The 23,026-nt window shown below is 60.3% G+C and carries 17 protein-coding genes; 10 read left to right on the top strand and 7 right to left on the bottom strand.

Going from position 1 to position 23,026, the window contains the following annotated elements; translation table 11 throughout:
• Position 1 precedes the first annotated feature (1 nt).
• The 5 genes from PMI11_RS25160 (at position 2) to PMI11_RS25140 (ending at position 5,038) form a co-directional block, all read left to right on the top strand.
• A complete protein-coding gene (locus PMI11_RS25160) occupies positions 2 to 1,891 on the top strand; it encodes a bifunctional metallophosphatase/5'-nucleotidase (protein WP_007822850.1) in 1,890 nt (629 codons plus the stop codon).
• 126 nt (positions 1,892 to 2,017) lie between these two features.
• Positions 2,018 to 3,049 carry a ferrochelatase gene (hemH, locus tag PMI11_RS25155; RefSeq protein ID WP_007822849.1) on the top strand — a complete coding sequence of 344 codons (1,032 nt, stop codon included), beginning with the start codon at positions 2,018 to 2,020 and terminating at the stop codon, positions 3,047 to 3,049.
• A 157-nt stretch (positions 3,050 to 3,206) separates the two neighbouring features.
• Positions 3,207 to 3,470, top strand: coding sequence for a hypothetical protein (locus tag PMI11_RS25150; protein WP_007822848.1), 264 nt, complete (start codon positions 3,207 to 3,209; stop codon positions 3,468 to 3,470).
• Between the two features lie 83 nt (positions 3,471 to 3,553).
• Positions 3,554 to 4,579, top strand: coding sequence for an SPFH domain-containing protein (locus PMI11_RS25145; RefSeq protein ID WP_007822842.1), 1,026 nt, complete (start codon positions 3,554 to 3,556; stop codon positions 4,577 to 4,579).
• A 3-nt stretch (positions 4,580 to 4,582) separates the two neighbouring features.
• The gene (locus tag PMI11_RS25140; RefSeq protein WP_007822840.1) at positions 4,583 to 5,038 is read left to right on the top strand and encodes an NfeD family protein; all 456 of its coding nucleotides are present in this window, start codon (positions 4,583 to 4,585) and stop codon (positions 5,036 to 5,038) included.
• On the opposite strand, the gene PMI11_RS25135 is transcribed toward PMI11_RS25140, so the two are convergent.
• Positions 5,039 to 6,034 (bottom strand): KpsF/GutQ family sugar-phosphate isomerase, encoded by a 996-nt coding sequence (locus tag PMI11_RS25135; protein WP_007822838.1) that lies wholly within the window; start codon positions 6,032 to 6,034, stop codon positions 5,039 to 5,041.
• Positions 6,035 to 6,177: 143 nt separating this feature from the next.
• On the opposite strand from PMI11_RS25135, the gene PMI11_RS25130 reads away from it, so the two are divergent.
• Positions 6,178 to 7,710 (top strand): outer membrane beta-barrel protein, encoded by a 1,533-nt coding sequence (locus PMI11_RS25130; RefSeq protein WP_007822836.1) that lies wholly within the window; start codon positions 6,178 to 6,180, stop codon positions 7,708 to 7,710.
• Positions 7,711 to 7,716: 6 nt separating this feature from the next.
• Here the strand turns inward: PMI11_RS25130 and galU are convergent, their stop codons facing one another.
• On the bottom strand, positions 7,717 to 8,604 hold the full coding sequence (gene galU / locus PMI11_RS25125) for a UTP--glucose-1-phosphate uridylyltransferase GalU (RefSeq protein WP_007822834.1): 888 nt from the start codon (positions 8,602 to 8,604) through the stop codon (positions 7,717 to 7,719).
• Positions 8,605 to 8,808: 204 nt separating this feature from the next.
• Here galU and PMI11_RS25120 point away from each other — a divergent pair, with 204 nt between their 5' ends.
• Both PMI11_RS25120 and PMI11_RS25115 read left to right on the top strand, forming a co-directional pair.
• Complete coding sequence (locus PMI11_RS25120) at positions 8,809 to 10,032, top strand: lytic murein transglycosylase (RefSeq protein WP_007822832.1); 1,224 nt, start codon at positions 8,809 to 8,811, stop codon at positions 10,030 to 10,032.
• 189 nt (positions 10,033 to 10,221) lie between these two features.
• The gene (locus PMI11_RS25115) at positions 10,222 to 11,433 is read left to right on the top strand and encodes an SGNH/GDSL hydrolase family protein (protein ID WP_007822830.1); all 1,212 of its coding nucleotides are present in this window, start codon (positions 10,222 to 10,224) and stop codon (positions 11,431 to 11,433) included.
• A 96-nt stretch (positions 11,434 to 11,529) separates the two neighbouring features.
• On the opposite strand, the gene PMI11_RS25110 is transcribed toward PMI11_RS25115, so the two are convergent.
• From PMI11_RS25110 to gltB, 3 genes are all read right to left on the bottom strand, one after another.
• The gene (locus tag PMI11_RS25110) at positions 11,530 to 12,171 is read right to left on the bottom strand and encodes a hypothetical protein (RefSeq protein WP_007822828.1); all 642 of its coding nucleotides are present in this window, start codon (positions 12,169 to 12,171) and stop codon (positions 11,530 to 11,532) included.
• A gap of 257 nt (positions 12,172 to 12,428) precedes the next feature.
• Complete coding sequence (locus PMI11_RS25105) at positions 12,429 to 13,883, bottom strand: glutamate synthase subunit beta (RefSeq protein ID WP_037072102.1); 1,455 nt, start codon at positions 13,881 to 13,883, stop codon at positions 12,429 to 12,431.
• Between the two features lie 223 nt (positions 13,884 to 14,106).
• Positions 14,107 to 18,828, bottom strand: coding sequence for a glutamate synthase large subunit (gene gltB, locus PMI11_RS25100; protein WP_007822823.1), 4,722 nt, complete (start codon positions 18,826 to 18,828; stop codon positions 14,107 to 14,109).
• Positions 18,829 to 19,373: 545 nt separating this feature from the next.
• Here gltB and PMI11_RS25095 point away from each other — a divergent pair.
• On the top strand, positions 19,374 to 20,426 hold the full coding sequence (locus tag PMI11_RS25095) for a threonine aldolase family protein (protein ID WP_007822821.1): 1,053 nt from the start codon (positions 19,374 to 19,376) through the stop codon (positions 20,424 to 20,426).
• A 67-nt stretch (positions 20,427 to 20,493) separates the two neighbouring features.
• Here the strand turns inward: PMI11_RS25095 and PMI11_RS25090 are convergent, their stop codons facing one another.
• Positions 20,494 to 21,348: a LysR family transcriptional regulator gene (locus PMI11_RS25090; protein WP_007822819.1), complete on the bottom strand. Its 855-nt coding sequence runs from the start codon at positions 21,346 to 21,348 to the stop codon at positions 20,494 to 20,496.
• A 51-nt stretch (positions 21,349 to 21,399) separates the two neighbouring features.
• Here PMI11_RS25090 and PMI11_RS25085 point away from each other — a divergent pair, with 51 nt between their 5' ends.
• A complete protein-coding gene (locus PMI11_RS25085) occupies positions 21,400 to 22,446 on the top strand; it encodes a bile acid:sodium symporter family protein (protein ID WP_007822817.1) in 1,047 nt (348 codons plus the stop codon).
• 71 nt (positions 22,447 to 22,517) lie between these two features.
• Here the strand turns inward: PMI11_RS25085 and PMI11_RS25080 are convergent, their stop codons facing one another.
• Entirely contained in the window at positions 22,518 to 22,988 is a 471-nt protein-coding gene (locus PMI11_RS25080; RefSeq protein ID WP_007822816.1) for an Hsp20 family protein, read from the bottom strand.
• Positions 22,989 to 23,026: the final 38 nt, after the last annotated feature.

Below are 23,026 nucleotides of genomic sequence, written 5' to 3'. Positions count from 1 at the left end.
GATGACGAAGTCTTTCAGCTTCGGTCTTTTGACCGCGTCCATGCTGGCGCTGAGCACAGGCGCCGCTTTCGCGGATTACGAACTCAATATTCTTCATATCAACGATTTCCATTCACGCATTGAATCGATCAACAAGTTCGACTCCACCTGCTCGGCCGAGGAGGAAGGCAAGAACGAATGCTTCGGCGGCGCCGCCCGTCTGAAGACCGCCATCGACCAGCGACGCGAGGGCCTGACGGGCAAGAACGTGCTGCTGCTCAACGCCGGCGACAACTTCCAGGGCTCGCTGTTCTACACGACCTACAAGGGCGCGGCTGAAGCCGAAATGCTGAACCTCATGAAGTTCGACGCCATGACGGTTGGCAATCATGAATTCGACGACAGCGAGGATGGGCTCGCAACCTTCCTCGACAAGGTGCAATTCCCCGTCGTCACCGCCAATGTCAAGGCAAGTGCTGCCTCCAAGCTTGGCGACCGCGTCAAGCCTTCTCTCGTGCTTGATGTCAGCGGCCAGAAGATCGGTATCGTCGGTGCAGTCACCAATGACACGCCGGAGCTTTCCTCGCCCGGCCCGAACGTGACGATTGCCGATGACGTCCAGAGCATCACGGCAGAGGTTCAGAAACTGAAGGGCGAAGGCGTCAACAAGATCATTGCGCTCACCCATGTCGGCTACCCGCGCGATCTCGCGATGATCGCCAAGATCCCCGACGTCGACGTGGTCGTCGGCGGCCATTCGCACAGCCTGCTGTCGAACACCGATCCGAAGGCCGAAGGCCCCTATCCGACGATGGTCGACAATCCCGGCGGGTACAAGGTGCCGGTGGTGCAGGCAGCCTCCTACAGCAAATATCTGGGCGATCTCGTCGTCAATTTCGATGACAACGGCGTCGTCAAGGAGGCCAAGGGCGATCCTATCCTGATCGATTCTTCCTTCACGCCCGATCCGGCTGTCGCGGCACGCATTGTCGAACTGGCAAAGCCGATAGACGACCTGCGCAAGAAGGTGATCGGCTCCTCCGAAGGCCCCATCGAGGGCGACCGCAAGGTCTGCCGCGTCAAGGAATGCTCGATGGGCAATCTGGTGGCCGATGCCATCCTCGACCGTAGCAAGAACCAGGGCGTGACCATTGCCATCCAGAACGGCGGCGGCCTGCGCGCCTCCATCGACGGCGGCGACGTCACCCAGGGCGAAGTCATCACCGTGCTGCCCTTCCAGAACACGCTCGCAACCTTCCAGCTGACCGGTGCCGATATCGTCAAGGCGCTCGAAAACGGCGTCAGCCAGATCGACCAGGGTGCCGGCCGTTTCCCGCAGGTCGCCGGTCTGAAATTCACCTTCGACCAGTCGAAGCCGGTCGGCAGCCGCGTCAGCGATGTGCAGGTCAAGGATGGCAGCAATTTCGTGCCGATCGACAATGCCAAGACCTATAGCGTCGCCACCAACAACTTCATGCGCGCCGGCGGCGATGGCTATGTCGCCTTCAAAGACGGCCAGAATGCCTATGACTACGGTCCGGACCTGGCCGACGTGACAGCCGAATATATTGCCGCGCACTCGCCCTATAAGCCTTATACGGACGGCCGCATCACTGAAATCGCGCAGGCGGCACCTGCTCCTTCCGCAGGGCAGGCTCCCGCAGCCCCTGCACCCGCAGCCCCAGCTCCATCTGCCGAACCGACCCCAGCGCCTGCTACGCCGGCTCCATCGGCAGCCTCCGCACCGGCAACGCCTTCGACCCATGTCATCGTTGCCGGCGATACCTTCTGGGATCTCGCCAAGACCTTCTACGGCGACGGCGCCGAATGGCGCAAATTGTCGGAAGCCAATGGCAGCCCGAACCCGCACCATCTGCGGGTCGGCGAGGAAATCCAGGTTCCCGCCAAGTAAGACGATTTGTCCCGATCATCAGAGCCGGTCCGGGGTTCCCCGGGCCGGCTTTTATACTTATAGGGTGAACCGTGATCGGCCGGCTGCGTATGAGCCGGCGAGACACGAAAGCGCGTTGGGGCCAGAATGACAGATACTACACTCCGCCCGGCGGATCATCCCGCCGTCAAATTCGGCAAGGTCGGCGTCCTGCTGGTCAATCTTGGTACGCCTGATGGTACTGATTACACCTCCATGCGCCGCTACCTGCGCGAATTTCTGACCGACAAGCGTGTCATCGAATGGTCGCCCTGGAAGTGGTATCCGATCCTGTTCGGCATCGTCCTTAACACACGCCCGCAGAAGGTGGGCAAGGCCTATGAGACGATCTGGAACAAGGATCTGAATGAAAGCTGGCTGCGCACCTATACCCGCAACCAGTCTGATTTCATGGCCGAGCGCCTTAAGGACCTGCCTGATGTCAAGGTGGACTGGGCAATGCGCTATGGCACGCCATCGATCCCTTCGCGTATCGAAGCGCTGAAGGACGAGGGTTGTGACCGTATCCTGCTCTTCCCGCTCTATCCGCAATATGCGGCAGCTACCACCGCGACCGTCAACGACAAGGCCTTCCAGAAGCTTCTGACCATGCGCTGGCAGCCGGCTTTGCGCACGGTGCCCGACTATCACGACGACGAGACCTATATCGAAGCGCTCGCCAAATCCGTCGAGCAGCACCTTGCCACCCTCGACTGGAAACCCGAGATGCTACTCGCCTCCTTCCACGGCATTCCGCTCTCCTATTTCCAGCAGGGCGATCCCTATTACTGTCAGTGCCAGAAGACCGGCCGCCTGCTGCGCGAGCGCCTCGGGCTGACAAAGGAAAATTTCATGGTCACCTTCCAGTCCCGCTTCGGACCGGAGGAATGGCTGCAGCCCTATACCGACAAGACCGTCGAGAAGCTGGCGCAGGACGGCGTCAAGCGCATCGCCGTCATGAATCCCGGCTTCGTTTCCGACTGTCTGGAGACGCTGGAAGAGATTGCCGAACAGGCCGCCCATTCTTTCAAACACAATGGCGGCGAGCAGTTCACGCATATTCCCTGCCTGAATGACGGAGAGGACGGCATGCAGGTGCTGGAAAAAGTCGTGCGCCGTGAGCTGCTGGGCTGGGCATAATTGACGCGGCGCCAGATTTTCTGGCGCCCTGCAATAGATAAAAACGTCCCGCACGCCAGATCCAAAGAATGGCCGATAGGCGATCGCAATCACGCCAGAGGCGCGGCTGCGGCACGCAGATTCGCGGGCTGCTGCTTTATTGATCTGGACGTACTTTATGACTTCGGGTTTCAGAAAATTGCTTGTCCTCGCCTGCTTGCTCGTGATCGCAGGTGGCGGTTATCTCGCGTGGGAGCGCTATCAGCGGGTCAATGCAAACGCCCCTCCCAAAGGCATCGTCGGTCAGGTCGCGTGTCAGCTTCGCCTCCGCGATGTCAAAACCAGCAATCTGAAGCCGGACGATCAGCCGTTTCTCACTAATTGCCTGATGGGCGGCTACATCACAAAGAGCGACCTCGATGATGCCGGCCTATCACCCTGATTTGACAGGCTAGGCCGTCATTCCTTCCTTGCAAAGAACGTGCTAACTCACCACGTCAGATAGGTGGGCTTAGGGAGGAATACATGCTGCTGGGCGGCTTCGATATCGTCGTGATCGTATTGGTGGTTTTTGTCATCCTGGTGCTCTTTGCGGGCATCAAGACGGTTCCACAGGGTTACCGTTATACGATCGAGCGTTTCGGCCGTTATACGCGCACACTGGAACCCGGCCTGAACCTGATCACCCCTTTCATCGAACGCGTCGGCGCCAGGATGAACGTGATGGAGCAGGTGCTGAACGTGCCGACCCAGGAGGTGATTACCAAGGACAATGCCTCGGTTTCGGCTGATGCCGTATCCTTCTACCAGGTGCTGAATGCCGCTCAGGCCGCCTATCAGGTCTCCAATTTGGAAAATGCTATCCTGAACCTCACCATGACCAATATTCGCTCCGTCATGGGCTCTATGGATCTCGATGAGCTGCTCTCCAATCGCGATGCGATCAACGACCGGCTGCTGCGTGTCGTGGACGAAGCCGTGCAGCCTTGGGGCATCAAGGTCACCCGCGTGGAGATCAAGGATATCCAGCCGCCGCGCGACCTCGTCGACGCGATGGCCCGCCAGATGAAGGCCGAGCGCGAGAAGCGTGCCCAGGTGCTGGAAGCTGAAGGTTCGCGCAACGCGCAGATCCTGAGAGCCGAAGGCGCCAAGCAGTCCGCCATCCTTCAGGCCGAAGGCCAGCGCGAAGCCGCCTTCCGCAATGCCGAAGCCCGCGAGCGCCTGGCCGAGGCCGAAGCCAAGGCGACGAAGATGGTCTCGGAAGCGATCGCCGCCGGCGACATCCATGCAATCAACTATTTCGTTGCCCAGAAATACACCGAGGCGCTCGCTTCGATCGGCTCGGCGCCCAATTCCAAGATCGTCATGATGCCGATGGAAGCGTCTTCCATTCTCGGCTCACTTGGCGGCATCGGCGCGATTGCCCGGGAGGTCTTTGGGGAAGGCAACAATCCGCCGCCTCCGCCGCGTCCGCGGGCAGATCCAGCACGCTCCACGCCGTCGGTCGGCCCGGCTCCGGTCAATCCCTTCAATCCCAATCCGGAGCGATAAGCCATGCTGGCGAAGATCGTCGGCGAACTTGGACCGTGGAGCTGGTGGGTGGCAGGTCTCGTGCTGCTCGCCGCCGAGATGGTCGTGCCCGGCTTCTTCCTGGTCTGGATCGGGCTTGCCGCACTTGCCGTCGGTGTTCTGTCGCTGCTCTTCTGGGATGCCGCCTTCTGGATCTGGGAGCTTCAGGCGATCCTCTTCGCCATCCTCGCGGTCGCAGCCACGCTTATCGGCCGGCGGCTGACACTGCACAACGCCACGACGGATGAGCCGTTCCTCAATCAGCGCGGCGCGAGCCTCGTTGGCCGTACCGCGACGCTGCGCGAGCCGATCCGCGAAGGCCGCGGCCGCATTCGGCTCGATGACACGACGTGGCAGGTCATGGGGCCGGATCTTCCGGCGGGAACGCAGGTCAAAGTGGTTTCGAGCAACGGCCGCGACCTGACGGTCGAGCCAACCTGATCAGGCCACACCGATCCGCAGGAGATCGTGGAAGTGAACGAGCCCGATTGGCCGCTGCTCGTCATCGATGACGAGCAACGCACCGATCTTATATTGCTCGAGCAGCGCCAGGGCCGCAGTCGCCAGTATCGTCGGCCTGACCGTCTTCGGCGCGCGCGTCATGATGTCGTCGACTGTCAGCTCCGCTAGATTGCGGCTGAGGTTTCGGGACATGTCACCATCAGTGACGATGCCGCAAAGCCGGCCCTCCGGATCCAGCACGCCGACACAGCCGAAATGCTTGTGCGACAGAACCTTGATTGCGTCAGGCACGGACGTGCCTTTCGCGACCAGCGGCAGGCGGTCACCGGTATGCATGATGTCGGCAACATGCATCAGGCTCGCGCCCAGCTTGCCGCCAGGATGGAAAACATGGAAATCCGTCGCCGTGAAGCCACGCGCATCCAGAAGCGCAATCGCCAGTGCATCGCCGAGCGCAAGCTGCATCATCGTCGATGTGGTTGGTGCCAGCCCGTTGGGACAGGCCTCCTCCTCATTGGGGATCAAAAGCGCGATATCTGCAGCCGTCGCAAGTGAGGACTGCGGGCTGCAGGTCATCGCGATCAGCGGAATGGAAAAACGCCGCGTGTAGGAAATGATGCTCTTCAGTTCCGCGCTCTCGCCGCCCTTGGAAATCGCGAGCACGACGTCGTCGCCGGCGATCATGCCGAGATCGCCGTGATTGGCTTCCGCTGCATGTACGAAAAACGCGGGCGTTCCCGTTGAAGCGAAGGTGGCGGCGATCTTCGTGCCGATATGGCCGCTCTTGCCGACGCCGGTCACGATCACGCGGCCAGTATTCTCGCCAATCATCTCGACCGCACGAGTAAAGGGGCCGGCTAGCCCATCATCGAAGGCACGTTCGAGTGCTTCGAGAGCGCGCCTTTCGATGCTGACGGTGCGCTTGCCCGACTCCAGCACGCTGTTTTCGACGAGTTTTACCGCTCTCCTGATCATGGCAATGCGTTAGACCTTTTCACTTTGGCTGTCCACCCGACAATGTTTCCTATGTATGAACGCGCGGCCCGCACGGCAACGAATGGTTAACCACAAGGCTTTACGCTTGGGTAAGACTTCGAAGCATTTCAGGCGCGGATTGAATGGGCCAGGGAAAACAGACGAGCAGTGTGACGCCGCTCCGCGCCATGAGCCGTGCCGTCTCCATCGCGGCTATCGGCCTGCTGGTCGTGCCCGCCGCTTTCGCACAGCAGACGACGTCTCAACAAGAACCGGCAAGCACGGCAAATTCCCGCACCACGGCCACGCAACGCGCAGCCATGAACAATGCGGCGCCGGATTTCGGCGATACGGGCGATACCGCGACCACTCCTGCCAACAATGTCCGGGATCAGGATTCGGGCACAGCGGCTGCCCCCATCCCAACAATACAGCCCGACGACGAGGTTACCGGCGCGATCCTCGACGAGGATATGCGCAGGCTGAACACCCGCGAACCGCGCCTGGACGAAACGCCGGCGCGCAAGGTGCCGGAAAGTATCTCGACCGAGCAGACGCCCGGCATCCCTCTCGGCAGCTTTGTCCTGCGCCCGAGCGTCACTCAAACGATCAACACCGAGACCACGAAAGACGGTGGCACGAAAAAGAGCCGTGGCTTCCTCGAAACCGATATGGGCGCGACGTTGACCTCCGACTGGGGCAGGCATCAGCTGACCGTCACCTCCGAGGGCGCCTGGCAAAAGAACATCAGCGGCGAGGGTGAAGAACAGCCGTCCTTCAAGATCAATGGCGATCTGCGCCTGGACCTGACGCGCGATACCGTCGGCCACATCACTGGTGGCTATAATTTCTACCGCGAGGATACGGATGATCCGGATGCGATCACCAACGCCGATCAGCAATCCGATGTGCAGGAATTTACCGGCGGCGCCTCCATCGAGCACGACTTCGGCATCCTGCGTGGAACCGCCGCCGTTGCGCTTTCGCGCTCGATCTATTCCGATGCCGAACTCTCGAACGGCACGACAGTCTCCATGAGTGACCGCAACCAGACGACAGGAACGGTGCGCGGCCGCATCGGCTATGAACTGTCGCCGGCACTCATTCCCTTCATCGAAGCGTCAGTTGGCAAAACCAACTATGATGAACGCACCGATTCCTCGGGTTATCAGCGTTCGGGGGACAGCTACGGCGCCAAGGGCGGCGTTCAGGTCGATATGGGCGAAAAGCTCAAAGGCGAGGTCGCGGTCGGTTATGCGACGGCGGATTTCGATGATGACAGGCTGAAATCGATCGATACGGCAACACTCGATGCCAGCCTGCTCTGGTCGCCGATCCGCGGAACGAATGTCAATCTGGACCTCCAGACCAGCATCCAGCCTTCCACCGCAGCGGGTGAAAGCGGCTATGTCTCACATCAATTGACGTCTACCGTCGATCATCAGCTGCGCGACAATCTGGTAGCGACGGTCATCGGCGGCGTGACGCTACGCGATTATCCGAGCGGCAGCACGATAAACGACGAGACGGTGTACACCGCCTCGACAGGTCTTGTCTGGAACATCAACCGCTACCTCGACTTCACCAGCACGCTTGGCTACGAGCTGACGACACGCAAGGAAGGCGACGACTCGCAGCAATGGCGAGCCGGCGTCGGTCTCAAGGTGAAGCGCTGATGAGCTTTAGCTCAGGCTGGCGAGAAGGTCCCTGAAGCCGCCCTCAACCGTCGGACGGATATCCGCGCGCTCGAGAGCGAAGGCGACGTTGGCGAGGATGAAGCCGTCCTTGGCACCGCAGTCATAGGTCGCACCCTTGAAGTGGTAACCCGCGAAATCCTGCTCCTTGAGCAGCTTCAGCATGCCGTCGGTGAGCTGGATTTCGTTACCTGCGCCGCGTTCCTGGGTTTCCAGGATTTTGAAGATCTCCGGTTGCAGGATGTAGCGGCCGTTGATGAAGAAATTGGAAGGGGCCGTGCCCTTGGCCGGCTTTTCGACCATGCCGGTGATGCGGAAACCTTCGCCGATCGCATCACCAACGCCGACGATACCGTACTTGTGAGCCTGGTCGGGAGCGCACTCTTCAACGGCAATGATGTTGCCGCCGCTGTGCTCATAAAGTTCGATCATGCCCTTCATGCAACCCTTCTCGTCCTTCATGATCATGTCGGGCAGAAGAAGTGCGAAAGGTTCGTCGCCGACGATCTCGCGGGCGCACCAGACGGCGTGGCCGAGGCCGAGCGGCTCCTGCTGACGGGTAAAGCTCACCGTGCCTGCCTTGGGAAGCTGCTGCTGCAGCAGGGTGATCTCCGCCTTCTTGGCGCGCTCCTTGAGCGTCTGCTCAAGTTCGAAATGAATATCGAAGTAATCTTCGATGACATGCTTGTTACGACCAGTAACAAAAACCAGATGTTCAATGCCTGCTTCAAGTGCTTCGTCGACAACATACTGAATGATTGGTTTATCGACGACCGTCAGCATTTCCTTTGGAACCGCTTTAGTGGCTGGAAGGAACCGCGTTCCCAGACCTGCGACTGGAAATACTGCCTTGCGAACTTTCTTATTCAGAGCCACATCGACCTCCTGTTTTGACTATACCGCTTTTAACGAAACGCTACATCGATTTGAACTAGTATAGAATTGCTACCGTTTTGCAAATGGTGACTGGACCGGCCAGGCATGGTAAAGAATTTGTTGACTCCGTTCCTGTAATTTCGGCGTAGGACGGACATGACGTACCGCCCAGGCTAAAACTGAAGATGACGGATACGACTGCCGATGACCCAGAAATATATGAACTCCCTTCGTGGTCTTGCTCTCGCCCTCGTTGTCGCCACCGCGACCGGACTGGCCCCCAATAACGCAAAAGCTGATGCCCGGTTCCAGAAATGGATCGCGGATTTCTACCAAACTGCCGCGCAGAGTGGCATCAGTAAGGCAACCTATCAGAAAGCCTTTTCTGGGGTAAGTGAACCTGACCCCACAGTGCTGGAAAAGGCGACTTATCAGCCTGAATTCACATCAAAAATTTGGGATTACGTCGATTCCCGCGTCAATCCCTACACTGTGGAAATCGGCCGCAAGATGGCCGCCAAGCATGCCAAGACGCTGGATGTGATCCAGCGCCACTTCGGCGTCGACAAATCGATTCTGCTCGCCATCTGGTCGATGGAATCAAATTACGGCGCAGTTCTCGCTAAGGATGAGCGCCTTCACTATGTGCCGCGCGCATTGGCAACGCTTGCCTTTGCCGATCCCAAGCGTGCCAAATATGCCAAGAAGCAGTTGATCGCAGCCCTGAAGATCCTGCAGAACGGCGACGTGCCGGCCAAGGAAATGACTGGCTCCTGGGCTGGCGCCATGGGCCACACCCAGTTCATCCCGACGAGCTATCTTCTTTATGCGGTGGACGCTGACGGCAACGGCCATCGCGACATCTGGAATTCCGTGCCCGACGCGCTGGCGACCTCGGCTAACCTTCTCATGAAGAACGGCTGGGACGCCGGCAGAACCTGGGGCTACGAGGTCGCAGTACCGGCATCTGCCGCACAGCAGGTCGGTAAGACGCGCACGCTCGCCCAGTGGGCAGCCCTCGGTCTGAAGCGTCCGAATGGCAAGCCTTTCAAGGATGGCGACACCCGCGCCATGCTGAAGATGCCGGCAGGTAGCGATGGTCCGGGCTTCCTGATGACGGCGAACTTCTTCACCATCAAGAACTACAATGCCTCCGACAGCTATGCGCTCGCCGTCGGCCTGCTTGCAGACCAGATTGCCGGCTTTGGCGGCATGCAGCAGCGCTGGCCGCGTCCGGAAGGTGCGCTCGACATCACCGAGAAGTTCGAATTGCAGACGCGCCTGAAGACGCTCGGCTACTACAGTGGTGATGTCGACGGCAATTTCGGCTCCGGCTCGAAGGCAGCCATCGCCGCTGTTCAGGAGCGCATCGGCATGCAGCCGGATGGTGAGCCTTCACTTTCGCTCCTCGACGCGCTGCGCCGTTAGAGCGCCGTGCGTCCATTCGGACAAAGGACATTCTAACTCCTTGAATCTACGCATCGCGCTTTCCGAAAATCGATTCCGATTTTCGGGTCGATGCTGTAGAAGCGGGGAAAGCCTGACCTAAATAATATCGGTGGTGTGGACGGAAAGCCGCTGCCTATGCAAGATGCCCGGCAGATGCGGAACTGCCCGATGACGAGAAAAATTGACCGGACCCGATGGATTCGTGGGCTTGCGCTTGCTGCAGCCACGCTTTCCCTTTGCCTTGGTTCGATGCTGCCGGCCGACTATGCCGAGGCACAGGAGCTTCGCTATCAACGCCGCTCCATCCTCGATTTCTTTCTCGGCCGCCGTTACATCGATGAGAATCCTCAGCCCGAAATGCGCGGTCAACCGCGGCGGCAACAGCAGCAACGTAAGCGCCCACCCGCGCAGAAGGCAGTTACGCCAATGCGTACGGCGCCTGTCGCCCCCGCTGAGCCCGTGGTCCAAAAGCTGGACAACGCCCAGAAAATCCTTGTTGTCGGCGACTTTCTCGCCGGTGGCCTGGGCGACGGCCTCACCGCCGCCTTCGAAACCTCGCCCGGCGTCGTGGTCGAAGCCCGCAGCAATGTCTCATCCGGCCTCGTGCGCGACGACTATTACAACTGGCCCGGCGAATTGCCGACGATGATCGACGAGCTGAAGCCGGCAATGGTCGTCGTCATGATCGGCGCCAATGATCGCCAGCAGATGGTGACCGATGCCGGCAAGGAAAAATTTCGGACCGACGGCTGGTTTACCGAGTATCAGCGCCGCGTGTTGGCCTTTGGCAAAGAGATCACGAGCCGCAAGATCCCGTTGCTCTGGGTCGGACTTCCCGCTTTCGAATCCGATTCGATGACCGCCGATGCCGTTCAGATGAACCAGCTCTACCGCAACCAGATGGAAAGCATCGGTGGCGAATTCGTCGACATCTGGGACGGTTTCGTGGACGAAAACGGCAAGTTCATCGTCACCGGCTCCGATGTCAACGGCCAACAGGTGCGCCTGCGTACCACTGACGGCATCAACCTCACCCAGGCCGGCCGCCGCAAGCTTGCCTTCTATGTGGAGAAGCCAGCGCGCCGCCTTCTTGGCACCCAGGCAAGTCCCGATCTCGTGCGCCTCGACCCCGGCAATCTGCCTGCGCTGACGCTGCCCACCAATCCGGTGGAACACACGCAGCCGATCAGCCTGTCCGACCCGAACCTCGATGGCGGAGCGGAACTGCTCGGCGCCAGCAAGACGCCGCCGATAACACTGACCAAATCGCCACGTGATCTGCTGGTCGAACAGGGAGAGATGGCACCTGCGCCGGCAGGCCGTATCGACGACTATCGCATGCCGACGCTGAAGACGACGGCGGAAGTTTCCGTGAAATGAGAAAGGGCCGTTAGAGCGCCGTGCGTCCATTCGGACGCACTAAGGACGCTCTAACTCTTTGAATTTACGCATCGGCCCTCGATCGGAGATCTGGAATTACTTGGCTGTCGCCTGCGGCCAAGTCAGATAGTAGAAGTCAGAGCCGATCTGGCCGAAATAGGCATTGCTGTTGTCGACCTTATCCACATAGTGACCGGCCTGTTTGACGAAAGAGGCATCATCGCCGCGCTTCAAATGCGCGTTGAGAAAGTCGTTCCAACCGCTGGCGTCGATATCGGTGCCGGGCTTGCTGTCCGTATTCGCTTCATCCGGATTTTCGACATCCCAGGCGGTGATGGAAACGCCCTGCGTGGGATCGGAGACCGTCAGCGTACCGTTTTCAAGAGCAGCCAGCATGTCATGCGCCGTACCGTCAGTGCCTTCCTGCTGGGCCGCCTCTTCAAGCTGCTTTTTGAGCATGGCCATGAAGGAGGAACTCGTCATATCGGGATTTTCGCTCGATGTGTCCGTCGTCTCGTCGGTCTGATCGTTCTGCGTCGAAAGCGTGTCGAGCAGGCTTGCAAGCGCATTGTTGGAAAGCAGCGAAGACGTGTCCGGGTCCAGACCGTAGCTGCTGAGAATGCTGGCAGCGCTGGAGGAATCGGTTGCACTCTGACTGCTGTCGTCATCGGAACCGCGCAGGTTCTTCAGGGCGTATTGGGCTGAGACCAGCCGTGTACTGTCGATTGCGGAAACCATGGTTTGTCCTTTGTGATGGCCGCAGCAACCATGTCCCTTGCGCCGCGGCCAACAGTGAAACGCCTCACGACTGAACGGGCGGGGGCATGTCCGGCCAGTCGCCGCAGGCCGGTTCGGGCCTGCATACGCAGGAAAACTGCAGCTCGGGAATTGCATGAAGCTTGCCGGAAGCCGCGGCGCGTCAACCGGTCGCACCACGAAAAACTCCGCCGGAATGCGGCGGAGTTTTTACTGCTCGACGAATTGTTTGAGGCCGATCAGCGCGGCAGGACGGTGGAGCCCATCAGCGCCTCGTCGATCGCGCGTGCAGCCTGGCGGCCTTCGCGGATTGCCCAGACCACCAGCGACTGGCCGCGGCGCACGTCGCCCGCCGTCCAGAGCTTGTCGATCGAGGTCTTGTAGTCACGGTCGTTGGCAACGACGTTGGTCGATCCGCGCTTGTCGATATTGAGGGTCAGCTTGCCGTCGAGCTCCTTCAGCACGCTGTCGTTGAACGGACCGCTGAAGCCGATAGCGATGAAGGCAAGATCCGCCTTGATGACAAAATCCGTACCCGGAACCGGGCGGCGGCGCTCATCGACTTCGCAGCACTTCACGCCTGTCAGGACACCATCTTCGCCGACGAATTCGAGCGTCGCGACCTGGAATTCGCGAATCGCGCCTTCGGCCTGCGAAGAGGAGGTACGCATCTTCGTGGCCCAGAATGGCCAGACGGCGAGCTTGTCTTCCTTTTCCGGTGGCTGCGGACGAATGTCGAGCTGGGTCACCTTGACCGCACCCTGACGAAAGGCCGTGCCGACGCAGTCCGACGCCGTGTCACCACCGCCGACAACGACGACATGCTTGGCGCCGGCCAGGATCGGATCAGATGGCCAACCGGTGCTGTCGATGTTCTCGCGGCCGACGCGCTTGTTCTGCTGAACCAGATACGGCATCGCATCGTGAACACCGGCGAGATCGATGCCCGGAATGCCGGCAGCGCGTGGCGTCTCGGAGCCGCCGCAGTAAAGCACGGCATCATAATCCACGAGCAACTGCTCGACCTTGACGTCGACGCCGACATTGACGCCGCAATGGAACGTCACGCCCTCGCCCTTCATCTGCTCTACGCGGCGATCGATGAAGTTCTTCTCCATCTTGAAGTCCGGAATACCGTAACGCAGCAGGCCGCCGGGCTTCGTCTCGCGCTCGTAGACATGCACGTCATGGCCGGCGCGGCCGAGTTGCTGGGCCGCCGCCATGCCGGCAGGGCCGGAGCCGATGATCGCAACCTTCTTGCCGGTATGGATCGTCGCCGGCTGCGGACGGATGAAGCCGAGTTCATAGGCCTTGTCGGCAATCGCCTGCTCGACCGTCTTGATGGCGACCGGCGCATCCTCGAGGTTCAGCGTGCAGGCTTCCTCGCAAGGCGCCGGGCAGACGCGGCCGGTGAATTCCGGGAAGTTGTTGGTAGAATGCAGGTTCTGGATCGCCGCTTCCCAGTTGTTGTTGTAGACGAGATCGTTCCAGTCCGGAATCTGGTTATGCACGGGGCAGCCGGTCGGGCCGTGGCAATAGGGGATGCCACAGTCCATGCAGCGCGCTGCCTGTTTCTGCACTTCCGGGTCCGACATCGGGATTGTGAATTCGCGGAAATGACGGATGCGATCCGACGCCGGCTGATACTTCGCTACCTGCCGGTCGATTTCCAGAAAACCTGTAACCTTACCCATATTTTCGTCCCTTACCCTCATGACCGCCTCGCCCGCGGCCAGTTGTCTGTTCAGCCTCGATCGCGGAGGCAGGTTGTTTCTTTTGACCGTCATCAGAACATATCCCCTGTCGCCATCCACGCAGTTGCACAAGCTTCAAGCTCGTGGCTCATCGTCGTGTGTCATTGAGATATTTCAGTCACCCGCCACGCGCTTTTCAGGCGTGGCGGATTGTTCGGTGCAATTACTCGGCAGCGATGCCCATCCGGCTGCGCTCCATTTCCTCAAGTGCGCGACGGTATTCAACCGGCATGACCTTGCGGAATTTCGGGCGGTAGTCAGCCCAGTGCTCAAGGATTTCCTTGGCGCGGGTGGAGCCCGTGTAGTGCAGGTGGTTGGAGATCAGCTGGTAGAGGCGCTCCTCGTCGTGGCGCGTCATATCGCCGGAGACGTCGACGCGTCCCTTGTGCATGAGGTCGCCGCCGTGATGGTGCAGCTTCTCCAGCATGTCGTCCTCTTCCGGAACCGGCTCGAGCTCGACCATGGCCATGTTGCAACGGCTGGCGAAATCACCGGTCTCGTCGAGAACATAGGCCACGCCGCCGGACATGCCGGCCGCGAAGTTGCGGCCCGTTCCGCCGAGCACGACAACCACGCCGCCCGTCATATATTCGCAGCCGTGATCGCCCACGCCTTCGACGACGGCGATCGCACCGGAGTTACGAACTGCGAAACGCTCACCTGCGACACCGCGGAAGTAGCACTCGCCCTCGGTCGCGCCGTAGAGAACGGTATTGCCGACGATGATCGAGTTCTCCGCGACGATCCTCGAGTTTTCCGGCGGACGGATGATGATCTTGCCGCCCGAGAGGCCCTTGCCGACATAGTCGTTACCGTCGCCGATCAGGTTGAAGGTCACGCCGCGTGCCAGGAAGGCACCGAAGCTCTGGCCTGCTGTTCCATTCAGGGTGACGTTGATCGTGTCTTCCTTGAGACCGCGATGGTTATAACGCTTGGCCACCTCGCCCGAGAGCATCGCACCGGCCGAACGGTCGACGTTCCTGATGTCGATTTCGAAGGCGACCGGCGTCTTCGATACCAGCGCAGGCTCGGCAGCCGCAATCATCTTGCGATCGAGAATGTCGTCGATCGGGTGCTTCTGGCGCGTCGTCCAGTAGGTCTCTTCCTTCGGTGCATCGACCTTGTGGAAGATCTTCGCGAAGTCGAGTCCCCTAGCCTTCCAGTGCGCCAGCATCTCGTCCTTCTCGAGCAGCTCCGAAGCGCCAATGATCTCATCGAGCCTGGTGAAGCCGAGGGAGGCCAGAATTTCGCGCACTTCGTTGGCGACGAAGAAGAAGTAGTTGATGACGTGCTCGGGCGTGCCCTTGAAGCGCTTGCGCAGGACGGGATCCTGCGTCGCCACGCCGACCGGACAGGTGTTGAGATGGCACTTGCGCATCATGATGCAGCCGGCAGCGATCAGCGGAGCCGTCGCGAAGCCGAATTCATCGGCGCCAAGCAGCGCGCCGATGACGACATCGCGGCCGGTCTTCAAACCACCGTCAACCTGCAGGGCAACGCGCGAGCGCAGACCGTTCAGCACCAGCGTCTGCTGGGTTTCGGCAAGGCCGATTTCCCAGGGAGAGCCGGCATGCTTCAGCGAGGTGAGCGGTGAAGCGCCCGTACCGCCATCGAAACCGGCAACCGTGATGTGGTCGGCGCGCGCCTTGGCGACACCGGCGGCAACCGTGCCGACACCGACTTCCGAGACAAGCTTGACCGAGACATCCGAGGTCGGGTTGACATTCTTCAGGTCGTAGATCAGCTGCGCCAGATCTTCGATCGAATAGATGTCGTGGTGCGGCGGCGGCGAAATCAGGCCGACACCCGGGGTCGAATGACGGGTCTTGGCAACGACTGCATCGACCTTGTGACCGGGCAGCTGGCCGCCTTCGCCGGGTTTGGCGCCCTGCGCAACCTTGATCTGCAGCACGTCCGCATTGACGAGATATTCCGTCGTCACACCGAAGCGACCGGACGCGATCTGCTTGATGGCCGAACGCTCGGGGTTCGAGGAACCATCCCGCAGCGGCATGTAGCGATCGCTCTCTTCGCCACCCTCACCAGTGTTCGACTTGCCGCCGATCCGGTTCATGGCGATGGCGAGCGTCGTATGCGCCTCGCGGCTGATCGAGCCGAAGGACATGGCGCCCGTGGAGAAGCGCTTGACGATATCGACCGCCGGCTCGACGCTGTCGACCGGCACCGGCTTGCGGCCGAGTGCCTCGGCGCTCTTGATCTTGAAGAGGCCGCGGATCGTGTTCATGCGCAGCGCCGACGTGTTCACCATCTCGGCGAATTCGCGGTAGCGATCCTCGGCATTGCCGCGAACCGCATGCTGCAGGGCAGCCACGGCATCCGGCGTCCAGGCATGGCTTTCGCCGCGCATGCGGTAGGCATATTCGCCGCCGATATCGAGGTTGCTCGCCAGGATCGGGTCGCGGCCGAAGGCCGACTTGTGGCGAATGACCGTCTCGTCGGCAATTTCTTCCAGACCGACTCCTTCGATGGTCGTCGCCGTGCCGAAGAAATACTTGTCGACGAATTCCGACTGCAGGCCGATCGCATCGAAGATCTGCGCGCCGCAATAGGACTGATAGGTCGAGATGCCCATCTTGGACATGACCTTCAGGATACCCTTACCGACAGCCTTGATGTAGCGGTAGACGACTTCGCTGGCGTCGACTTCCTTCGGGAATTCGCCCTTGGCATGCATGTCGAGCAACGTGTCGAAGGCGAGATAGGGGTTGATCGCTTCGGCACCATAACCGGCCAGCAGGCAGAAATGGTGCACTTCACGCGGCTCACCGGTTTCAACGACGAGACCGACCGAGGTGCGCAGCCCCTTGCGGATCAGGTGATGGTGCACGGCAGCGGTCGCGAGCAGCGCCGGGATCGCGATACGATCAGGGCCGATCTGGCGGTCAGAAAGCACGATGATGTTGTAACCGCCCTTGACGGCCGCTTCCGCCCGCTCGCAGAGACGGTCGAGCATTTCCGGCATGCCTTCGGCGCCGCGCTCCACATCATAGGTGAAGTCAAGCGTCTTGGTGTCGAAACGGTCTTCCGTGTGACCGATCGAGCGGATCTTTTCGAGATCGCCATTGGTCAGGATCGGCTGACGCACCTCGAGGCGCTTGGCGTTTGCCATGCCTTCGTGGTCGAGAATGTTCGGACGCGGGCCGATGAAGGAGACGAGGCTCATGACGAGCTCTTCGCGGATCGGATCGATCGGCGGGTTCGTCACCTGCGCAAAGTTCTGCTTGAAGTAGGTGTAGAGCAGCTTCGACTTCTCGGACATGGCCGAGATCGGCGTATCCGTGCCCATCGAGCCGATCGCTTCCTGACCCGTCGTCGCCATCGGCGACATCAGGATCTTGGTGTCTTCCGTCGTGTAGCCGAAGGCCTGCTGGCGATCGAGCAGCGAGACGTCTCGGCGCAGCGCACGCGGTTCGACCGGCTTCAGGTCTTCAAGGATGAGCTGCGTGCGGTTCAGCCAGCTGCGATAGGGATGCGCGTTCGCAAGCTGCGCCTTCACCTCGTCGTCGGAGATGATGCGGCCTTCCTGCATGTCGATCAGCAGCATCTTGCCCGGCTGCAGGCGCCACTTCTGGATGATGCTCTCTTCGGCAACCGGCAGCGTGCCGGCTTCGGAGGCGAGGATAACGCGATCGTCGTCGGTGACGAGATAACGGGCAGGACGCAGGCCGTTGCGGTCGAGCGTCGCACCGATCTGCTTGCCGTCGGTGAAGGCGACGGCAGCCGGTCCATCCCACGGCTCCATGAGGGCGGCATGATATTCGTAGAATGCCTTGCGCTCCGGCGACATGGACTGGTTGCCGGCCCAGGCTTCCGGGATCAGCATCATGACCGCATGCGAAAGCGAATAGCCGCCGCGCAGGAGGAATTCGAGCGCGTTATCGAAACAGGCCGTGTCCGACTGGCCTTCATAAGAGATCGGCCAGAGCTTGGAGATATCCTCGCCGAACAGCGGAGACGAGACAGAGGCCTGGCGCGCCGCCATCCAGTTGACGTTGCCACGCAGCGTGTTGATTTCGCCATTATGGGCGACCATGCGGTACGGGTGCGCAAGCTTCCACGACGGGAAGGTGTTGGTCGAGAAACGCTGGTGTACGAGTGCCACGGCGCTCTCGAAGCGCGGGTCCGACAGGTCCTTATAATAGGCACCGACCTGGTAGGCCAGGAACATGCCCTTGTAGACGACGGTCGTGCTCGACAGCGACACCGGATAGAAGTGGCTCTCCTCTCCGTCGAACTCATCGTAGATCCGGTTAGAGATCACCTTGCGAAGCGTGAAGAGCCGGCGCTCGAATTCATCGTTCGTGGCGGCATCCTTGCCCGCACCGATGAAGACCTGCACGTGATGCGGCTCGGTCGCGGCAATCGCCGGCGCCTTCGAGAGCGAGGAATTATCAACAGGCACGTCGCGGAAGCCGATGAGAACCTGGCCCTCTTCGGTGATGACGTCCTTGATCACCTTCTTGAAGTGCTCGATCTGCTTTTCGTCGCGCGGCATGAAGATGTGGCCGACGCCATATTCGCCGGCCTTCGGCAGGGTGATGCCCTGCTGAGCCATTTCCTCGCGGAAGAAACGATCGGGAATCTGCACGAGAATGCCTGCGCCGTCACCCATCAGCGGATCGGCGCCGACGGCACCGCGGTGCGTCAGGTTCTCGAGAATGAAGAGACCGTCCTTGACGATCTGGTGCGACTTCTGGCCCTTCATATGCGCGACGAAGCCGACACCGCAGGCGTCATGTTCGTTGCGTGGATCGTAGAGCCCCTGTTTTTTCGGCAGGCCGGAGGCAGATTTACGCGTATTGGCCGTTGCGCGCACATCTGCTGCTGCGAACTGGTCAATCTGCGTGGATGGCGTCTTCGTCATCGTCTTTCCTCCTGTCGAAGCCCGCGGGGCTGCGGGCGGCTTTTCGTCGCGCACCGTACCTTTAAAGATAGGTCCGGCGCGTGACAGCGCTGTTGCATCGTGAAGATCCGGTCGCAGATGTCTGCTTTTCAGGGAAAGCAAACCGCCGCGTTCCGCGCCTGCCATTCGCCTCCGCGCGCCGCCATATGAAGGCTCAGCGCTCGAAAGAACTATAGCGTGAAAGCCGCTCCGTTCCAGGGCTTTCGGCGCCTCTCCGGCCGGGAAGGCCAAAATAGGACAGCAACCCTGTCCTAGTTCATCAATTCAATGACAGAAACAATTCCTCTTCGCAAGAGCGTGCTCTTAAAAAAACGTCAATTTGCGACGGAAGATTGCCAAATCGGCCAAAACAGCGACATAAAATTGCTCATCGAGAAAGTATTTTGTTTTTTGATTACGCGATTCAATTTCTGTGATGGATCAGGACTTCCGCGCTTGATCCTGTGAAGCTTTGGCGTAATGTCCCTTTCCGAACTCCCGCCCCATCATTTTCAATGGTTTCTTCCATGTTTTTTGCTTCCGACAACTGGGCCGGCGCCCATAAATCCATTGCCGAACGCCTGCTCGCCGAATCCACCGGTTTTGCCGCCGCTTACGGCAACAGCGATCTCGACAGACAAGTGGAAGCCCGCTTTTCGGAAATCTTCGAGCGCGGGGTTTCCGTCTTCTTCGTTGCGACCGGAACCGCTGCCAACTCCCTGGCGCTGGCGAGCGTCCAGCGCCCCGGCGGAATCACCTTCTGCCATTCGGAAGCCCATGTTATCGAGGATGAATGCGGCGCGCCGGAATTCTTCTCCGGCTCCGCCCGCCTCATGGCCGTCGACGGCGAAGCCGGCAAGATCGATCCGGGCAGGCTCTCGGCAAGGATCGCGCACTTCCCCGAGGATGCCCTCCGTCATGGCCGCGCCAGCGCTGTGACCATCACCCAAACGACCGAGATCGGCACCGTCTATTCCCTGCCGGAGATCGGCGAGATCGCCGCCATATCGAAGAAGCGCAACCTGCCGCTCCACATGGATGGCGCCCGCTTCGCCAATGCACTGGTGGCGCTCGGCGCCACCCCAGCCGAAATGACCTGGAAGCGCGGCGTCGACATCCTCTCCTTCGGTGGTACGAAGAATGGCTGCTGGTGCGCGGAAGCAGTCGTCTTCTTCAATCCGGAGCAGGCCAAGGAAATGCACTTCATCCGCAAGCGCGCCGCCCAACTCTTCTCCAAGTCGCGTTTTATCTCGGCCCAGTTCGATGCCTATTTCGAAAACGGCCTCTGGCTCGATCTCGCCCGCCATTCCAACGGCATGGCAGACCGCCTGCGTGCCGGCATCGGCGCCAGCAATTCCGCTCGCCTCGCCTGGCCGACGGCCTCGAACGAAGTCTTCGCGGTCATTCAGAAATCGGCGGCAAAAACGGCTGAGAGCAAGGGCGCAAAATTCTATGAGTGGCCTATCCCGGCCGGCATGCCGGATCTCGTTTCAGAGGGCGAAACTCTTGTCCGTCTCGTCACCAGCTTCGCAACGACCGAAGCCGACGTCGACGGCTTCCTGAAATGTCTGGCGGCCTGATTTCGCAAATGCCGGATTCGAAAACGAAAATCCCGCCTTTACCGGCGGGATTTTCGATTGAAAGTATTCAGGCCGACCGCAAGCCTCTGACCTTCTTCAGAATATCATCCGAAAGTGCCGCCACGAGCGCCTGATCGGCTCCCTTTCGCGGTACCAGTACGAACTCGACATCCTCCAGCACTGGCAGCCGGGCCGGCGCGATTTCCTTCAACCCCGAGGGCGCCATGCTGCGCGGCTGCACGAGCACCCCCATGCCGGCACGCGCCGCGGCCGTCAGCCCGCTCAAACTGCCGCAGGTGCAGACGATGCGCCAGGCCACGCCATGCCGGCCGAGCGCTTCCAGCGCAATGGCGCGCGTCACACTCGGCGGCGGGAAAGCAATCAAGGGCAGTGGGCCAGATGCGAGCACATGTTCCGGATCCCGCGCCAGCCACACCAGCGGCTCCCGGTAAACGAGCTTTCCGTGCTCATCACCGAGCCTTCGCTTGGCAAGCACTAAGTCGATCGCTCCCGCATCCTGCATTTCGTAGAGCACACCGGAAAGCGCCACCGTGAGTTCCAGATCGACAGAAGGATGCGATCGCACGAAATCTTCCAGCACCGCCGGCAGCTGGCTCGTCACGAAATCCTCGGAAACGCCGAGCCGCAGGCGTCCGCGCAGACTGCCGCTCTTGAACAGCGACTGCACCTGCCCCTCGATCGACAGCATCGCCCGCGCATGCGACAGCAAGGTCTCGCCATCACCGGTCAGCACGACCTTGTGCGTATCGCGCTCCAGCAACCGACGCCCGAGCGACGTCTCCAGCCTTTGGATATGCTGGCTGACCGTAGACTGGCCGAGGCCCAGCCTCTCGGCGGCCAGCGTGAAGCTGCCCATCTGCTCGACGGTGACGAAACTGCGTAGCTGCGAGAGATCCAGCATGAATATGATCCATATTCGTGATAACTGTTATTCCTTGCATCCTGGATCATAATGAGCGACAAAACAATGACTCATTATTCCAGCGAGACCGCCATGCGCCGCTTTTTACCCGATACATTCACGATCCTGCTCGTCTGCACCGTCATCCTCGCCTCAATCTTCCCAGCAAGCGGCACCTTTGCCGGCTGGTTCGGTGTGGCGACTGATTTCGCCATTGCGCTGCTGTTCTTCCTGCACGGCGCGCGACTCTCGCGTGATGTCGTCATCGCTGGCCTGCTACACTGGCGGCTGCATCTCGTCATTCTGCTGACCACCTTCGGCCTCTTCCCGATCCTCGGCCTGGCGATAGGCTTCATCCCGGATTCGATCCTGCCGCAGCCGCTTTATCTCGGCATCCTCTTCCTCTGCGTACTGCCGTCGACTGTGCAGTCCTCGATCGCCTTCACCTCCATGGCGGGTGGTAATGTGCCGGCAGCGATCTGCTCGGCTTCGGCGTCCAATATTTTCGGCATGTTTCTGACGCCGTTGCTCGTCGGCTTGCTCTTTTCGGTTGGCGGCCACGGCGGCTTCTCCTTCGACGCGCTCGAACAGATCCTGCTCCAGCTTCTCGCCCCCTTCGTCGTTGGCCAGATCCTGCAGCCCTGGATCGGCGACTGGATCCGCTCCAAGAAGAAGATCCTCATGCCGGTCGACCGCGGCTCCATCCTGATGGTCGTCTACCTGGCTTTCTCGACGGCTGTCGTCGAGGGCTTGTGGCACACCTTCTCGATCGGCGACATCGCCGCCGTCATCATCGCCGACATGGTGCTGCTGGCGCTCGTTCTCGTTATCACCATGTATGGCAGCCGCTGGTTGGGGTTCAACAGGGCCGATGAGATCACCATCACCTTCTGCGGGTCGAAAAAGAGCCTCGCAAGCGGCGTTCCGATGGCAAACGTCATCTTCGCTGGCCAGTCGATCGGAGCAATCGTCCTGCCGCTGATGCTCTTCCATCAGATCCAGTTGATGGTCTGCGCCGTCATCGCCCAGAAATATGCGGCAGCCGCAGCCCGCCGGGCAACCGAAAAGCAGCTTGAAGAAGCGGCAAGCCCAGCCTGATTGAACAAAATGACCGCAAACAAAAACGGCGCCCGCGAGGGCGCCGTTTCCATCTGATCCATCAAAGCGGATTAGTTGTTGACGACCTGTGCTTCGATCGCCTTCGGAGCTTCGACCGGCTCAGCGGCAATAGCGATCTTGCGGGGCTTGAGAGCCTCCGGGATGCTGCGCAGAAGGTCGATGTGCAGGAGGCCGTTCTTCAGGGAAGCGGCGGTCACTTCGACATGGTCGGCAAGCTGGAAGCGGCGCTCGAAGGCGCGCTTTGCGATGCCGCGATATAGGAACTCGCTGCCATCGGCATTTTCTTCGCGCTTTTCGCCCTTCACGATGAGCGCGTGGGCATGCGATTCGATGGAGAGTTCGGTTTCGTCGAAGCCGGCAACGGCCATGGTGATACGGTAGGTGTTTTCACCGGTCCGCTCGATGTTGTACGGCGGATAGCTCGGAACCTGCTCCGGCTGGGAGAGGCTGTCGAGCATGGTAAAGAGGCGGTCGAAACCGACGGTGGAACGATAAAGGGGAGAAAAGTCTACGTGACGCATGATGTCCTCCTAGGGAAGCGACGGGTTGCGATATCATG

Source organism: Rhizobium sp. CF142 (genome assembly GCF_000281145.1).
In the GTDB taxonomy this organism is placed as follows: domain Bacteria; phylum Pseudomonadota; class Alphaproteobacteria; order Rhizobiales; family Rhizobiaceae; genus Rhizobium.
The sequence above is the reverse complement of the archived record's forward strand: the minus strand, read 5'-3'. Positions and strand labels throughout refer to the sequence as shown.

Bases quoted from the DNA above. Each gene is read 5' to 3' on its own strand.
- PMI11_RS25160 (WP_007822850.1), top strand. From the start codon at position 2: ATGACGAAGTCTTTCAGCTTCGGTCTTTTGACCGCGTCCATGCTGGCG.
- hemH (WP_007822849.1), top strand. From the start codon at position 2,018: ATGACAGATACTACACTCCGCCCGGCGGATCATCCCGCCGTCAAATTC.
- PMI11_RS25150 (WP_007822848.1), top strand. From the start codon at position 3,207: ATGACTTCGGGTTTCAGAAAATTGCTTGTCCTCGCCTGCTTGCTCGTG.
- PMI11_RS25145 (WP_007822842.1), top strand. From the start codon at position 3,554: ATGCTGCTGGGCGGCTTCGATATCGTCGTGATCGTATTGGTGGTTTTT.
- PMI11_RS25140 (WP_007822840.1), top strand. From the start codon at position 4,583: ATGCTGGCGAAGATCGTCGGCGAACTTGGACCGTGGAGCTGGTGGGTG.
- PMI11_RS25135 (WP_007822838.1), bottom strand. From the start codon at position 6,034: ATGATCAGGAGAGCGGTAAAACTCGTCGAAAACAGCGTGCTGGAGTCG.
- PMI11_RS25130 (WP_007822836.1), top strand. From the start codon at position 6,178: ATGGGCCAGGGAAAACAGACGAGCAGTGTGACGCCGCTCCGCGCCATG.
- PMI11_RS25120 (WP_007822832.1), top strand. From the start codon at position 8,809: ATGACCCAGAAATATATGAACTCCCTTCGTGGTCTTGCTCTCGCCCTC.
- PMI11_RS25115 (WP_007822830.1), top strand. From the start codon at position 10,222: ATGACGAGAAAAATTGACCGGACCCGATGGATTCGTGGGCTTGCGCTT.
- PMI11_RS25110 (WP_007822828.1), bottom strand. From the start codon at position 12,171: ATGGTTTCCGCAATCGACAGTACACGGCTGGTCTCAGCCCAATACGCC.
- PMI11_RS25105 (WP_037072102.1), bottom strand. From the start codon at position 13,883: ATGGGTAAGGTTACAGGTTTTCTGGAAATCGACCGGCAGGTAGCGAAG.
- gltB (WP_007822823.1), bottom strand. From the start codon at position 18,828: ATGACGAAGACGCCATCCACGCAGATTGACCAGTTCGCAGCAGCAGAT.
- PMI11_RS25095 (WP_007822821.1), top strand. From the start codon at position 19,374: ATGTTTTTTGCTTCCGACAACTGGGCCGGCGCCCATAAATCCATTGCC.
- PMI11_RS25090 (WP_007822819.1), bottom strand. From the start codon at position 21,348: ATGCTGGATCTCTCGCAGCTACGCAGTTTCGTCACCGTCGAGCAGATG.
- PMI11_RS25085 (WP_007822817.1), top strand. From the start codon at position 21,400: ATGAGCGACAAAACAATGACTCATTATTCCAGCGAGACCGCCATGCGC.
- PMI11_RS25080 (WP_007822816.1), bottom strand. From the start codon at position 22,988: ATGCGTCACGTAGACTTTTCTCCCCTTTATCGTTCCACCGTCGGTTTC.